At 46.8% G+C, this 17,111-nt stretch carries 8 protein-coding genes; all 8 read left to right on the top strand.

Features of this window, described 5'->3' with window-relative positions:
• Positions 1-231 precede the first annotated feature (231 nt).
• The 8 genes from BMX95_RS31910 to BMX95_RS31875 are packed head-to-tail and all read left to right on the top strand — an operon-like array spanning position 232 to position 17,110.
• The gene (locus BMX95_RS31910; protein WP_081202158.1) at positions 232-2,310 is read left to right on the top strand and encodes a carbamoyltransferase family protein; all 2,079 of its coding nucleotides are present in this window, start codon (positions 232-234) and stop codon (positions 2,308-2,310) included.
• A gap of 13 nt (positions 2,311-2,323) precedes the next feature.
• Positions 2,324-2,830 carry a UpxY family transcription antiterminator gene (locus tag BMX95_RS31905; RefSeq protein ID WP_081202156.1) on the top strand — a complete coding sequence of 169 codons (507 nt, stop codon included), beginning with the start codon at positions 2,324-2,326 and terminating at the stop codon, positions 2,828-2,830.
• A 2-nt stretch (positions 2,831-2,832) separates the two neighbouring features.
• Positions 2,833-3,405: an adenylyl-sulfate kinase gene (gene cysC / locus BMX95_RS31900; RefSeq protein ID WP_081202153.1), complete on the top strand. Its 573-nt coding sequence runs from the start codon at positions 2,833-2,835 to the stop codon at positions 3,403-3,405.
• 11 nt (positions 3,406-3,416) lie between these two features.
• A complete protein-coding gene (gene cysQ / locus BMX95_RS31895) occupies positions 3,417-4,193 on the top strand; it encodes a 3'(2'),5'-bisphosphate nucleotidase CysQ (protein ID WP_165758998.1) in 777 nt (258 codons plus the stop codon).
• 21 nt (positions 4,194-4,214) lie between these two features.
• Complete coding sequence (locus BMX95_RS31890; RefSeq protein ID WP_081202151.1) at positions 4,215-5,090, top strand: sulfotransferase domain-containing protein; 876 nt, start codon at positions 4,215-4,217, stop codon at positions 5,088-5,090.
• A 17-nt stretch (positions 5,091-5,107) separates the two neighbouring features.
• Positions 5,108-7,141, top strand: coding sequence for an AMP-binding protein (locus tag BMX95_RS31885; protein ID WP_165758997.1), 2,034 nt, complete (start codon positions 5,108-5,110; stop codon positions 7,139-7,141).
• A complete protein-coding gene (locus BMX95_RS31880) occupies positions 7,138-13,719 on the top strand; it encodes a non-ribosomal peptide synthetase (protein ID WP_081202147.1) in 6,582 nt (2,193 codons plus the stop codon). The genes BMX95_RS31885 and BMX95_RS31880 overlap by 4 nt, the downstream gene beginning before the upstream one ends.
• 1 nt (position 13,720) lies before the next feature.
• Complete coding sequence (locus BMX95_RS31875; RefSeq protein WP_081202145.1) at positions 13,721-17,110, top strand: non-ribosomal peptide synthetase; 3,390 nt, start codon at positions 13,721-13,723, stop codon at positions 17,108-17,110.
• The last annotated feature ends 1 nt before the right edge of the window (position 17,111 follow it).

Here is a 17,111-nt window from a genome sequence, read left to right as displayed (position 1 = left end):
TTTGGTTTTGCAATTGATCTTCTTTTTGAAAATTGCTGCGGTTCCTGTTGAATACATTATTACATTTTTTTAATGCAGAGGTGTTGTTAACTGCTGTAGCGGTAGCTGTGTTTCAATACCTGGAACAGTAGCAATCTATTTTCAATTCCGATATAATTATTGTTTAATCGTTTCAACCAGGACATTTGTTACCTGCTGTAGCGGTAGCTATGTTCGTGATCAGGGAAAACTATGAAAAAGCCAGTTTATGTGCTTGGAACAGGCACATCGCACGATGGGTCGGCCTGTTTACTTAAAGATGGAGTTATTGCAGTGGCTATAGAGAAAGAACGCATTACCCGCCGGAAACATGATGGCTGGAATGACAATGATGCCATTCAATATTGCCTGGATGCGGAAGGAATAAAAATGGAGGATGTTGATCTGATTGTGGAGGCCGGAATGAATTATATTTTTCATGGCGGATATACGCCTTATGAAACAAAAGTTGGTAAAAGGCTGATTGAGTTATACCGGCAAACGATTCCCGTAGTTACTATTTCCCATCACCTGGCCCATGCCTACAGTGCCATTGGTACAGCCCCGTTCGATGAAATGGCCATACTGGTTATAGATGGATGCGGTAATTCAATGAGTGAATGCATGGATCTTGACGGTGCCTGTGTACCGGATCAGATCCCGGGTGAATGGCAGCATCTATTATGGGAAAAAGATAGTTTTTACGAGTATCGTAATAATAAACTGCAGCCGCTTTTTAAGGATTTTTCGCCCAGAAGCCGGTTCTTTAATTATGTATTTCTTCCCGATGTTTTGAAACACTCCATTGGCAGTTTGTACGAGGCAGCCAGCATGTATTGTCTCGGCGATCAGAACGCCACGGGCAAATTAATGGGGCTGGCGCCCTATGGCCGGCAGGGTGTGTATGATCAGGAAATATTTGATTGCCGGGATGGCCGCTTTTTTGTGAACTACCACTGGCAGAAATCTTTCAAACAGCCATTCAGGAATTATAATCAGTTTAAGTCAGATTTCCAGTATTATGCTGACATCGCCTATTGGGTTCAAAAAGAAACCGAGCGGGCTATCCTGTATCTGGTAAATGAACGGGCGCGGTTAACTTCAAGCAGAAACCTCGCTTATACAGGTGGGGTAGCGCTGAATGCAGTAGCCAATGCGCGCATCCTGCAAAATAGTCCGTTTGAACAATTGTATATGACCCCGGCAGCCGGTGATAATGGTCTTAGTATTGGCTGTGCTTTTTTCGGGTGGATGGAAGTATTGAAGAAGGAACGGATAAAATTTGATGGCAACTCCTGTTTTGGCAGGATCTATCCGGATGCAGACATCGTGCAGGCAATTGAAAATTACCAGGATCATACTAATGTAAATATCCCTGAGGTTGTTGATACTTTCTTTTCAAACCTTGCTCAATATTCCCGGGAGGATGCTGCTGAACTGGCATTTGCTTTACAGTTTATCATAAAAGGATGTGGCGTGTATTTGGTGGAACAAAAGAAGGGTGAGCCAATACAGCTGTCGAACAAAATGATTGCCGGTGTTAATGGCACCGTTATAATTGATGGCCGTGATTTTATGCAGTGGATGTTGAATTTTAACCTTACACACGATTTGATCGGGAGTGGCAGGCTGCAGGCAGAAGGAGATATTGCCGGATTGCGTTACATTTTTGACAGTGCGAAGATGAGGGAAACGATGGAGGAAGCGATTCGCCTGCACAATGGCAATGTCCGTAAACCAATATATACCTATGAGCCGGATGTGGTAGGCACAACCGCCCGGCTTTTAGCTGAAGGCAAAGTGATCGGCTGGTTCCAGGAGGGAAGCGAATTTGGCCCCAGGGCCCTTGGTCATCGCAGCATTCTGGCTGATCCGGGAAGAAAAGACATCCAGCAGTTTATTAATTCGAAAGTGAAATTCCGGGAAGACTTCAGGCCTTTTGCGCCTTCTGTATTATTGCAGGATGTGTCTACTTATTTCCGGTATGAAGGGGAAAGCCCTTATATGATCATGGTGGCACAGGTACAGCCCGACTGGAAAGACAGGATACCGGGTGTAGTGCATAAGGATAATTCGTGCCGCATACAAACTGTAACACCACAATGGAACAAACGATACTACGAGCTGCTTACCGCATTTAAAAAAGAAACCGGTGTGGGCGTATTGCTGAACACTTCCTTTAATCGAAAAAACATGCCTATAGTTGAAACGCCTGAACATGCTTTGCGTTTCTTCTTTGAATGCGACCTCGATTGTCTTGTCATGGGTGATTATATCGTGTATAAAAATTAAAAAACCTTGTCACATGACTACCTTTCGCGCGGGATGGTACGTGATCTATACAAAACCCCGGCATGAGAAAAAAGTAAATGCCCGCTTAGCTGAAAACCACATCCATTCATTTTTACCCACCAGGAAAACACTGCGGGTATGGCATGACCGGAAAAAGATTGTAGACGAACCACTTTTCCCTTCTTATATTTTTATCTATCTCGATAACATGCAAAGTTATTATCGGGGGGCAGATGCCGAAGGTGCTTTATATTATGTTAGAACAGGAAAAGAAATTGCCCGGGTGGGGGAAACCGTTGTAAATAATATAAAGCTGATCTCGGGCCAGGCAGATGATATCGAGATCTCCGATAACCGTTTTCAACCAGGGCGTCAGCTGGTGATCAGCCAGGGGCCTTTAACCGGGTTATCCTGCGAAGTGGTTGAAACAAGCGGTAATTGCAGGCTGTTGGTACGGGTGGAGCTTTTACAAAGAAGCATTTTACTCAAATTACCCGAAGAATCTTTAATGACTATATAATTATGACACCAAAAGGCAAAGTACTTTGGTTTACCGGCTTATCAGGTGCGGGGAAAACTACTATTGCAGAGGCGTTGCATGCGCATTTGATGAAGGTGAAATGCATGGCTGTAGTCCTTGATGGCGATCTGTTGCGAAAGGGTTTAAATACCGATCTTGGTTTTTCGGCTGCCGACAGAAGTGAAAATATTCGGAGAATAGCGGAGATAGCAAAACTATTGGTACATAATGGAATTGTCTGTATTGTTTCTACCATTAGTCCTTATGCCGAATTGAGAGAGAAGGCAAAAGAGATTATCGGACAGGAATTATTTTCCGAGATCTTCATCAATGCCCCGTTGCAGGTGTGCGAGGAAAGAGATGTAAAAGGGTTATACGGCAAGGCGCGCCGAAATCAGATCGCTTCCTTTACGGGGATACACGACGATTACATGCCGCCTGTTAATCCCGACCTGGAGATCAGAACCGATCTGTTGACCCCCGACGAATCTGTACGGAAGATCATTGTTTGGTTTAACAACCTGGTCAATACAGGTTTGGTTGGACTACAACAGATCGACTGGCATAATGTATAATACTTTATCAATTGTTCCCTGAACTTCCCATAGACTTACTGCTGAGGCTGGCTTTACAGGCCGCTAACGGTATTCTGGAGATATATAAAGACGAGGCCCTGATGAAACAGTACACGCTTAAGCAGGATGCTTCACCGGTAACACTGGCCGACCGGGCTTCCCATGAGATCATTGTGAAGGGATTGCAGGCTATTACGCCTGGTATTCCCGTGTTGTCTGAAGAAGGCGCTGCCATACCCTACGAAGAACGTAAGCAATGGGAATACTTTTGGTGTGTAGATCCATTGGATGGAACCAAAGAGTTTTTGCAGCGCAACGATGAATTTACAGTCAACATAGCACTCATTCACCGGCAAACACCTGTGTTGGGCATTATCTGTTTACCGGTTTTACAAACGCTGTACTATGGTTCGTACAACGACGGTAGCTGGAAGAGAATACGGGACAAAGACCCGGTTCGCATATATACCGACAAGCGAACAACAGATTGGACAGCTGTCGGCAGCAGGTCCCATGCGGGTGCGTCGGAAAGGGAAATGTTAAACCATTACCCCGTATCGAGACAACTTTTTGCAGGCAGCTCGCTGAAGTTCTGTCTGATTGCAGAAGGTTCCGCACATCTCTATTACCGCGAGGGGCCCACCATGGAATGGGATACCGCAGCCGGACATGCAATTGTGCAATACAGCGGCGGAGCACTTTCCATGCCATCGGGCGGCGAATTTTTATATAATAAAACATCCCTGATAAACGGTCCCTTTATTTGCACGGCATACAAGGCGACTTAGTATTTCAAAAACATCAATCGTATGAATAACGGTACGCATCTTTCATTCCAGGCACGATATAATCGTATGGTGTTGAAACTGGTTTCAGCCGGCTGGAAAAAATTGTTTGTGCTGGAGCGGCAAATGAAAAAGAAGATCTTTATCCAGGAGTTCGAAGCCCGGGAAGATGATATATGCGTGGTCACCTATATGAGGTCGGGCACCACCCTTGTACAAATGATGTTGTACCAGTTGCTCACAGATGGTAATATGAATTTTAACCACCTTTCTGATATCTCTCCTTTATTAGAAGACGCTATCAATGCACCACAGCAATTACAGCAGCTGCCTTCGCCAAGAATTTTTAAAACGCATGGTGACTATAAATATTTTCGCCGGAAGTCGAATGCAAGGATTGTTTATGTGGTACGCAATGGGATGGATGTGGCTTCTTCTATTTTTCACTATCATAAGAATTATGACAATCCCGATCTTAACTGGGACAAGTTTCTGACTAATAATTTTATGGACCGTCTTTCCTGGTTCAAATATGTGGAGGACTGGCTGGAAAATAAAAACCGGTTGAACGTGTGCTATTTGAAATACGAGGATGTGACAGATAATATGCGAGCGACCATCGAAAAACTGGCTGCCTTTATGAAGATAACCCCCACCGAAGCAACTATACAACGCGTAATGGAACGCTGTAGTTTCGGGTTTATGAAAGAACACGAGCTGAAATTCGGGCGGAAAACCGATCAGCATTTTATCAGAAAAGGGAAATCCAATACCGGGCAGTTTGAGTTTAGCGAAGCACAACGCACCAGATTTATTGAACTGTACAATAAGCACCTCGAAAGATTTAACCTGGGATACGATTTTTCAGTGAATACAAATCAGGGATTAAAGCTTGCCTAAGGTTTTTAATGATGCATATGCATATAGCGCAGAATAGCATAGTGGATTACCTGTTTCATCATGCGGATGACTTTCCTGCCAAATCAGCCTTTACCATTTTGCAGGAGGATGGCTCCGAACGTACAATCAAATACAGGGAGCTGGCGGCAGCAGTGAAAACACTGGCTGCACAATGGAAAAGGGAATCACTGGCAGGTACCAATGTGTTACTGATCTACCAGGACATACCCGAATTCATCATTGCGTTCCTGGCTTGTCAGTATGCAGGTATCATTGCGGTGCCGGTACCTTATTTGAAAGGCACTAAGCGGGTGGCGCGGTTATTAGGTATTATGGAAGATGCGCAGGCCGCGGCTGTTTTTTGTACCCTTGATTCCGTGCCGCATTTGGAACGTGAACTGACGGCAAACGCTCCTGCAATAAGGATCATCCCTACAAGCATTTCTGATGCAATTAACAGCGATGGCGATACTGTTGCCGCCCAACCCAATGAAATATCCTTCATTCAATATACTTCGGGGTCAACTGGAAGTCCCAAAGGAGTAGTGGTAACGGCGCAGAACCTGTTGCATAACCAGCAGCTGATTAAAAATACGTTCGGGTGTGACCGGGATGCGGTTATCTTTTCCTGGTTGCCCTTTCATCATGACATGGGGCTGATAGGTAATATCCTGCATACAGTATACGTAGGATGCAGGTGTGTACTGATGTCGCCCTACCATTTTATACAAACACCGCTAAAATGGCTGAAAGCCATTTCACATTACAGGGTCACCCATAGCGGGGCCCCCAATTTCGCCTACGATCTGTGTGTTGAAAAAATACCACCTGCTGAATTGCAGGAGCTCGATCTTTCGAGTTGGCGGGTAGCCTATAACGGGTCGGAGCCTGTTCGTTACACTACTTTGCAACGCTTTGCCGCTTACTTTGAACCGGCAGGTTTTAAACCGGAAGTCTTTTACCCCTGTTATGGGTTGGCCGAAGCTACGTTGCTGGTGGCCGGCATTAAAGAAAGCGGAAGTGCTGCAACGATTGCGATTGAAAAGGAGCAGGTAGCCGGTAACAGCATCCGGCTCACAAACAAATCGGATGCCCAGGCGCAAATAATTGTTACCTCGGGTAGTGTTCCTGAGGGAATGGAAGTACGCATCATTGCTCCCGGCGATGGAAAAACATGTGGGGAACTGGAAGAAGGAGAGATCTGCATTTCGGGAGACAGTGTCACGCGTGGATATTGGAATAAAGACAATAGCAGTACTTTTTATAGATTGGATCAGCGGCAGTTCCTGCGTACAGGTGACCTCGGCTTTTTTTATAATGGCCAGCTCTTTGTTCGGGGAAGATTAACCGATATGTTGATCATTCGCGGCCGGAATATTTATCCCTACGACATCGAGCAACTGGTGGCGGGCTGCGATGCCGCTGTTGAAACAAACGGGGTGGCGGCCTTTTGCGTAGATAAACCGGGTGGTGAGCTGGTGATTGTGGCTGAAATAAAAAGAGCTTTTGTGCAACAACTGAATACTGCAGCGCTTATTGCCACTATTGCCCGGGCCGTATCCGGCACATTTGGCACTGCTGTGCACGATATACTATTGCTGGCGCCGCTTGGAATTCCCAGAACCACGAGCGGGAAATTGCAAAGGGTTAAATGCCGGGAGTTTTATCAGGCTGGTGATTTCAACCCGATCGCTTCCCTGTTGGCCATGGAAGGGAAAAACAACATGCCTGCTAAGAAGCCATTTTCATCAGCCGGCATGCTGCAGCAGCCGAATGCTGCTTCAATAAAGAAATACCTCATCGGCATCATCGGCAGCACGCTCGGCAACCTGCCAACCGATGAATTACAGGATACAACGGAACTCACCCAAATAGGCATTGATTCCCTGAAAGCAACTGAACTGATCAATATGATCAACAGAGACCTGAGTATTCATATTGATGTGGCCAATGTATTTGGCGACAACAGGATCGCAGGTCTTGTAAATACCATTGAACAATTGTTGTGGCTCAAAAATGAGCAAAGTTCCGGTGAAGAAATTACTATATGAACACCCTCGACATTATTGCTGCCTTAAAAAAATATAAAGTGGTGCCCAGGCTCGTGGGCGATCAACTGAAACTGGTGGGCGAAACAACGCAGCTGCCGGCTGATCTTATTGAACAGGTAAGAAACAGCCGGGAAGAAGTGATCCGGTTCCTGCGAAATGCCATGGATCAATGGGCCTATATACCTATTCCAAAAGTACCAGCGCAGGAAAGCTACGCAGCCTCCAATGCTCAGAAACGGATCTGGGTGTTGAGCCAGTTGAACGGGGGCCGCACGGCCTATCATATCATCAGAAGTTTTTACCTGAAAGGCAGTGTAATAAAAGAGCACCTTGAAAAAGCGTTTCAAACTTGCATAGAACGACATGAAAGTTTACGAACTGTTTTCAGGGAAGTAGATGGGGAGCTCAGGCAGGTGGTGCTGGAAAATATGTCCTTTACGCTTGGTTATACTGATCTCAGCGACATGAGCGATATAACAGGCTACCTGAAACAGGAAGTGGTGCAATGCACCAACCAGCCTTTCGACCTGGAAATTGGACCGCTGATACGGGTACAGCTGTATCGGTTGGCGGCAGAAGAATATGCCCTTCTCTTCGGGGTGCATCATATTGTGAGCGATGGCTGGTCGATCGGTGTACTGGTGCATGAATTGATGTATGCGTATGAATTGTTTTGTAAACAGGAACGGTTGCATACAGCGCCGTTGACGATTCAGTATAAAGATTATTGTCAGTGGCATACCGCCCGAATAGAAAGCGACAAAGGCGAACAGGCAAAAGCTTTCTGGAAAAGTCAGTTTGCGGTGCTGCCTGAACCGCTGAGTTTACCGGCAGATTTTCCCCGACCGGCGATGCGATCATTCGAAGGGGCAGTAACCCGTTATTATCCCGGTGAATTGTGCTATTCGCAGATAGTGGCATTCTGTAAAAACAACCAGGTAACTACTTTTAATTTTTTCAGGGCTACCTTAACGCTGCTGTTAAGCAGGTTATCGGGGCAGCGGCATATTACCATTGGAACGCCGGTCTCGGGCAGAAATCACCTGGACCTGGAAAGTCAGGTTGGGTTATATGTAAATACGCTGCCTTTGCTGGCTGTTGTTGATCCGCAAATGCCGTTTCTGGATTTTCTAAAACAGGTTGCTGAACATTCTTTCAAAGCGTTTGAATTTCAGGATTACCCTTTTGATAAAGTAATTGAAGACCTGCAGGTGCAGCGCGAACTGCATCGAAACCCATTGTTTGATGTGATGATGGTGGTACAGCATCAGGCTACCGGGGAAGGCAGTGTGAACAAACGGGGACAATATGGTTTTGAATTGGGTTTGCTGGAACGCTTGCTGTATCCCGATGGAAGACAGGAAGATGAAAGGATCTCTGTAAAATTCGATCTTACTTTTAATCTCGATTATGACCCGGATAATAATTTCTACATCGAGATCGAATACGATACTGCGCTTTTCAGAAAACAACGGGTTGACCGGATTTTCAGGTGCTGGATGCATATTATCAATGAGGTGATGCAGTCCCCTGAAAGAACGCTGGGTTCAATTGATATGGTACCTGCTGCAGAAAAGCACACCATCTTACGGGAGTTTAATGCGCCTGTAGGCTCCATTGAAGAACAAAGCATTATCAGTTTATTGGAGTCGTCATTTAGAAGCAGGCAACAGGAAACGGCCCTGCTCGTAAACGAAACAACCTATTCGTATGGTGAACTGGATGGTGCATCAGAAGCGTTGGCAGTGCGATTACAGGAATACAGACAAACGGGTGATCATTCTTTTATAGGCATCTTAATGGGACGCACGGCAGCTACAGTCGTCAGTATCCTGGGGGTATTGAAAGCTGGTGCTGCCTATGTTCCCATTGACATTAATTATCCTGCAGACCGGATCGCTTTTATAATATCCGATGCACAGTTGGCATGCATTCTTGTTGACAGGGATGGGGAGAAGTTGATCCCTGCCGGCTACAAAGGCCGCGTTGTTCTATTAGAAGATGTAGCAACAGAACAGGTAGGTGCAGTATCCCGGAACGCAGTGCAAGATTGGCGGGAACAACCGGCTTATCTGATCTATACATCGGGCTCAACCGGACAACCGAAAGGGGTGGAGATCTGTCACCGTAACACCATTGCCTTTTTGAAATGGGCGGCGGCAGAATTTGCTGGTACCCCCTTCGATAAGTTATATGCCACTACTTCCATTTGTTTTGATCTATCAATTTTCGAAATATTTTTCCCGTTAATGCAGGGCAAAACCATCCGGTTACTGCAAGCGGCAACAGACATTCCTGTCTGGCTTCATACGGATAAAAAAGTAATGATCAATACAGTTCCTTCTGCAGTGCGCCATTTACTGGAGCAGGAAATAGACTGGCGTGCGGTAACGGCGCTGAATATGGCGGGTGAACCGGTGCCTGAAAGTTTTAAAAACGAACTGGATTATTCGGGGATGGAGGTTAGGAATTTATATGGTCCGTCGGAAGCTACCACCTATAGTACTGTGTACCGGTTTGTGCCGGATGGAAATACAAACATACCTATTGGCGTCCCTGTTAATTATACGCAACTGTATATACTGGATGGGAACGGTAACCTGCAGCCTGTAGGTGTTCCGGGGGAGATTTACCTCGGCGGACAAGCGATCGCCAAAGGATATTTTAAACAGCCCGGTCTAACCGCTTCGCGGTTCGTGCACAATCCTTTTCTGCCGGGTACCGCGATGTACAAAACAGGTGACCGCGGTTATTGGATGGAGAATGGACAGGTTGCATTCGGTGGGCGAATAGATGATCAGGTTAAAATAAGAGGCTATCGGATAGAACCCGGTGAGATCCAGGTGTGTCTTGAACAGCATTCCCTGGTTCAGCAGGCAGTGGTAATGGTGCAGCAGATCGGCGACGAGCTACAACTGGTAGCTTATGTCAAAGGAGACAAACCGGTTACCCCCGCTCTTTTGAAAGAATATATATCGGGCAAACTGCCGGCCTACATGGTGCCGGCCTATTGGGTAATGCTCGATGCAATACCCCTGAACAATAATGGCAAAGTAGATAAAAAACAGTTACCCCTTGCTGACGGCACAGGCCAACAGGTTGCAGAGAAAGTGCTGCCGCGAACAGCCGAACAACAGCGGTTGCAGTTATTATGGAAAAAAGTGCTGCCTATGGCAGAACCCGGTATTACCGATAATTTCTTTCACATAGGCGGGCACAGTTTGAAAGCAACCCGGTTGCGATCGCTGATAGCAAAAGAATTTGAAAAAGAAATTACGCTCAACGAGATCTTTACCTGCGCTACCATAGAAGCACAAGCTACCTTGCTTGCCGGTAAACCGGCTGCGGGAGTGGTGACAATTGGTAAGGCGCCGGTGCAGGATGTATATCCATTATCTATTGCACAGGAACGGTTGTGGGTACTTACCAAATTTGACGAGGCTTCCATTGCCTATAATATGCCGGCTGTTTTTGAAGTAAAGGGAACACTTGATATCCCCACTTTGCAGGCGGCCTTCAGGCAGGTAATTGAACGGCATGAGATCTTAAGGACAATATTTACAGAAAAAGAAGGTGTTCCTGTACAAAGAATATTGTCTGTTGAAGCGGCCGGCTTTGAACTGGAAACCATCGTTCCCGACCAGCCCATGCCGTTAGCGGAGGCGCTGGAATGGCTGAAACAACAATGGCAAAAACCATTCGACCCTGGCAAGGGACCTTTGTTACACTGCAGTCTGATACAAACTGCAGCAGGACAGTTGCTTTCATTCAATATGCACCATCTTATCAGCGATGGCTGGTCGTTGGGAGTTTTATATAAGAACGTAACAGAAGCCTATCGATTGCTGCTCGCTGCTCCATCTGCACAGCTGCCGTGTCCGGAGATTCAGAGTAAAGATTATGCCGTATGGCAAAAAAAGCAGCTGGCAGAAGGGCGGTTTGATGCACATCGCCGGTTCTGGACAGAAGTATTTAAAATAGAAGCGCCGGCACTGGAACTGCCCCTGGGTTTTAACCGGCCAGCGGTAAAGACGTATACAGGCGCCGCGTGTGAATGGAAATTTACACCCGCTGCAGTGGCGAACATCCGTCAACTGGCTGTACAGGCAAATGCCAGTCTCTTTATGACGCTGATGTCTGCTATTCGGGTATTATTAAAGAAATATACCAACGAACAGGATCTTGTTATCGGGACCCCGGTTTCGGGCAGAGATTATTTGCAGTTACACGATCAGATCGGTTGTTATATAAATACATTGCCGATACGCGTATCCGTTGATCCCGATGCATCTTTTGTGTCGACGTTGGAGAAAGAAAAAGCATTTATCCTGTCGGCTTTCGAACACCAGGCATTTTCGCTGGAAATGTTGCTGGAAGAAATACCCGTAAAGCGGGATTTGTCACGGTCACCCCTGTTTGATGTGGTAGTAGTGCTGCAGGATACTGCTGAATGGGGCATAGGACCGGTGAACAACGTAACAGAAGCACTGCAGTTTGAACGACTGTCAATTGATACGGGGGGTGCGAAATACGATCTTGTTTTTTCTTTTTCAGAACAGGCCGATGGATTGCTGCTGAGTCTTGAGTACAATACCGGTCTGTTTAGGGAGGAAACCATTATACGAATGATCCGTCACCTGGACAAGCTGTTGCAGCAGGTGACTGCAGAACCGAACACTAAGATCAAAGATATTGTGTTGCCCGATGAGGCGGAATATGCGGTACTGATTTCTAAAGCCGATCAAAGCCAGGTGGCGTATGATCGGGAGGCTACGATCACCAGTCTTTTTCAACTGGCAGTGAGGGCATTTGCCCATCGGACGGCGTTGGTAGTGAATGGTCGCCACCTCACTTACCAGGAACTGGATACAAAGAGCGGCCAGCTGGCAAAAATACTGGTGCAGGAGTGTGGTGTATTACCTGAAACCCTGGTGGTGCTTCATGTAACACGCAGCGAATGGATGCTGATTGCCATACTGGCCGTGCTGAAAGCAGGTGCGGCTTATGTGCCGGCAGATCCCGATTATCCCGCTGCGAGAATTGCCTATATGCTTGATGACTCTGCAAGTCCGCTTGTCTTATATGACGAGCCATTGAAAGAGGAAATAAGAAGCCAGTACTCCGACAGGTTGTTTAAGGATATCACCCGGCACAACTACTCCGGTGAAGGATACGTGGCCGAGGTACAACCTGAACAACTCGCTTATGTTATTTATACCTCAGGTACCACCGGTAATCCCAAAGGCGTTTTGATCGAGCATCGGCAGGTTGCGCGGTTACTCTTTCATGAAAATAATTTGTTCCTTTTCGGACCAGATGACAGGTGGTCATTGTTCCATTCTTATTGTTTTGATTTTTCGGTGTGGGAGATGTATGGTGCCCTGTTAAACGGCGGCACCCTGGTAATGGTACCAAAACACATTGCACAGAATGGGCGTTCGTTTTATGAGTTTTTAATAGAAGAAAGGATCACGGTGCTGAACCAGACACCCACGGCTTTCAGAAGCCTGTTGCAGGCGAACAGCGATCGGCTTTCGCCCGACGTGCCTGTTAACTACCTGATATTTGGCGGCGAGGCGCTGATGCCCGCCATGCTGGCTCCCTGGCACCAGGCGGTGCCTCATTGCAAAATTGTGAATATGTATGGTATTACAGAAACCACCGTGCATGTTACCTATAAAGAAATTACCGCTAACGAAATAGCTGCCAACGCCAGTAACATTGGCGTTCCCATGCCTACGGTAAGCTGTTATGTGCTGGATGCCGATTTGCGGCAGGTGCCCATTGGCGTAACCGGTGAGTTGTGTGTAGGCGGCGCAGGCGTGGGCCGGGGATATCTTAATAAACCCGAACTCACCAGTACAAAATTTATTCCCCATCCCTTTCAATCAGCAGCACGCATGTACCGGTCAGGTGATTATGCCCGGATATTACCGAACGGCGATCTTGAATACATTGGCCGTCGCGATGACCAGGTGAAGATCAGGGGACATCGCATTGAACTGGCAGAAGTAGAGGCAACGATCTTTCGCCGACCCGACATTCAGGATGCCGTGGTATTACGCCTGAAGAATGGGGAAGGAGAATATGAACTGGCGGCCTGGTTCCTGCCTGCCAAAGATTTTGAAAGCATAAGTGACCTGCGCAAAGGGCTCAGTGAGCAGTTACCGGCTTACATGGTGCCTTCCTATTTAATTCCATTGGAAAGCTTCCCATTAAACAGCAATGGCAAACTGGATAAAAATGCGCTGCCGCGCCCGCAGGATACCATCAATGAAAATATTTTGGCTGTACCTGTGAGAAATGACACCGACCAGTTGATCCTGAGTATCTGGGAAAACATTCTGGAAAGAAAAGGCATTGGAATAAAAGACAATTTCTTCGATCTGGGCGGACATAGTTTGAAAGCCACCCGGGTTGTGTCGAAGATCCATGAAACCATGGGCGTTAAAATAGACCTGAAAGCGCTTTTTATAGAACCTACGGTAGAACACCTGTCGAATTACGTTGACACCATCCGGTGGATGGAGAATAAAAGGGAGCTAACGGCCGATAACCAGGACGAGATCATATTTTAACATGAAAGAGCTGTTTGAATTATTGGCGGTCTGCAGACAACATGAGATCCATTTCTCGCTGGGAACATCCGGGCGGGAACTGAGGGTGCAGGGCAATGTAAAGATGCTGACAAAAGAACAGATCAGCCGGTTGCAATTGTACAAAGAGGAAATTATTGCACTGTTGCGCCCTGCTGGTGCACCCCTTGCGGCGGTTCAACCTTTGCCTCATCAGCAGCATTACGAGCTATCTTCTGCGCAGAAACGCATCTGGGTGCTGAGCCGTCTTGGCGGCGGGACAGCCTATCATATCCCGATGATCAATGTGTTTGAAGGTGAATTGCAGGTGGCGCATCTGATCACTGCTTTTGGCCATTTGATAGAAAAGCATGAGATCTTAAGGACTGTTTTTACAGAAGATGAAACCGGTGAGATCAGGCAAAGTGTTCTAACAGCCGAAGCATTGCATTTTTCTGTATCCTGCACTGATCTACGATCAGGCAGCCATCGGGAAGCGAAAGCTGAAAAAATAATACAGGAAGCACTGCAACAGCCATTTGATCTGGAAAAAGGTCCGGTGCTGCGCGCAGGCCTGATCAGGCTCACCAATGAAAAATGGATCTTTCATCTTGTTATTCACCATATCGTTTGCGATGGCTGGTCGATGAACGTGCTGATTCGCGAACTGATGCAGTCCTATGCGCGGCTTTGTGAAGGCGGGAATGAATGGCCGGCGCCGCTACGCTTCCATTACAAAGATTATGCAGGCTGGCAACAGCAACAGATAAAAGGCGAACACTATACTGCCCATCGTTCCTACTGGATGAAGCAGTTTGAAGGAGAATTGCCCGTTTTACAACTGCCCGCCGACAAGAAGCGGCCAGCAATAAAAACATACAACGGGGGCGTAACAACGGGGATGGTCGATGCCGGTGCCACCGCTGCTTTGAAAGCCATGCTGCAGCAGCAGGGTAGCACTTTGTTTATGGGATTGCTAACCCTGGTAAAAATATTCCTGCACAGGTATACATCAGACGAAGACATAATTATAGGTACGCCCGTTGCCGGAAGGGAGCATCCTGAACTGGAAGAACAGATCGGTTTATACATAAATACGGTTGCTATAAGGACCAGTTGTACTGGTGCAGATAGCTTTTTGCAATTACTAAGCAAAATAAAAGAAACGACAGTCCAGGCGCAGACGCATCAGGCCTATCCCTTCGATTTACTGGTAGATGAATTGCAGCTGCATACCGATAGGAGCAGGAACCCCTTGTTTGATGTAATGATTACGTTAAATGAAGATGGCTTTGCAATGGTGGATGAACAACCGCATGCGCCTAATCTGCGCATATCGCCCTGGAATGCTGGAACAGGTAACGTGAGTAAGTTTGATCTGTCTTTTAATTTTATCGATCATGGGGATACCATAACATTCGACCTTGTTTATAACAGCGATCTGTACTTTGCCGGCACGGCTGAACGAATGAAAAGGCACCTCGTGCAATTACTGATGGCTGTGTTGAATGGGCCTGGTATGCCGGTAAATTCCTTACTACTACTGACCCGGAATGAAATACAGGAACTGCTGACCGGATTTAACAATACACAAGCTTCTTTCCCGCAGCATAAAACCGTAGTTGATCTTTTTATAGAACAGGCGCTGAAGACACCAGACAGACCGGCCCTGGTGTCAGGTGATACAACACTCACTTATCGGCAACTACATGAAAAGACCGATCAACTGGCCGCCCGCCTGGTAACGGATTATCACGTAAAGCCTAATGAACTGGTAGGGGTGATGGTCGACCGGTCAGCCGACATGATCGTTGCCCTGCTGTCGGTATTGAAATCGGGCGGTGCTTATGTACCCATCGATCCCGAATATCCTGCGGTACGCATTGAATATATTCTACAAGACTGTAAGGCGGCTGTACTGCTTACGGAATCGAAATATGTATCACAACTGGCGGCTTATGCAGGTGCCGTGATTGCCCTTGACAAGCCAGTGATCATGCCAGCTGTTACTAGTGAATATGAACCGGCAAAGGTTCAGTCCGACGATCTGGCGTATGTGATCTACACCTCAGGTTCAACCGGGCATCCCAAAGGGGTAATGATCACCCACCGGTCGCTGGTTGATTATTTTTTTGGCATTCAGCAAAAAACAAATATCGCGGCGTGCCGGCGGTTTGGACTGGTCTCCACGATCGCTGCCGACCTGGGCAATACCGTTATATATACATCCCTGTTGATGGGTGGCGAGCTGCACATCTATTCTGCGCTAGATTTACTCGACGCAGAGAAAATATTTGCCCAGACGCCGGATTGTATAAAGATTGTTCCCTCGCATTGGAAATCACTGCAATTACCTGATAAGGTCTTTCTGCCGGAAAAATGCCTGATTTTCGGTGGCGAATCGCTGACCACCGAAATACTTACAACAATAAAGGAAGCCAATCACGCCTGCCGGGTATATAATCATTATGGCCCTTCAGAAACTACCATTGGCAAGCTGATCAACCCTATTGATCTGAACCAGATACCCGATCCTGTTCCACTGGGAGTGCCGTTTTGTGAGTCGTCGGTTTATATTTTGGATAATCAGCTCCAGTTAGTACCGGTTGGAATTATTGGTGAGATCTGCATAGCGGGTGCCGGCGTAGCCCGTGGTTATTTCAACAGACCAGAACTAACTACTGAAAAATTTGTACCCGATCCTTTCCACGAAGGCCGGCGAATGTATAAAACAGGTGACCTGGGCCGCTGGTTACCCAACGGCCAGGTTGAATTTATTGGCAGAAAAGATGAACAGGTAAAAATAAGGGGCTACCGTGTAGAGCCCGGAGAAATAGCGTTGACTATAGGGAAACACCCGGAAATTGAAACAGCCGTGGTGCTTACCAGGAACAATGCAACTGGTGAAAAAGAACTGGTGGCTTATTGCGTAGTCAAAGAAGAACTGGCAATAGCTGATATCCGTTTGTGGCTTGGCCATACCTTACCCGTCTGGATGATCCCCACGCATTTTGTATGGCTCGATAAACTGCCTCTTACGCCCAACGGAAAAATTGATAAAAGATCATTGCCTGAGCCGGATGCACAACTGACTTCGGCAAATACGCATATAGCACCCCGCAACGAGATAGAAAGGCAATTGGTGTCCATCTGGGCGGAGCTCCTGGGAAAAAACAACATCGGCGTGAAAGATGATTTTTTCCAGTCTGGCGGACATAGCCTGAAAATGATGCAGCTTATCTCCCGCATCAACAGGCATTTTGAAATAAGAATAAATATCCAAAGCATTTTCAAAGAACCAACTGTTGAGAACATCAGCGAACAGATCCTTTTCATTCTCGATCAAAACCACCGGAAAGCCAACCGGAAGAACTTAAAACAAGTAGAGTTATAAA

The organism is Niastella yeongjuensis (assembly GCF_900110245.1).
Classification (GTDB): Bacteria; Bacteroidota; Bacteroidia; order Chitinophagales; family Chitinophagaceae; genus Niastella; species Niastella yeongjuensis.
This window is presented reverse-complemented; position numbering and strand designations above follow the sequence as displayed.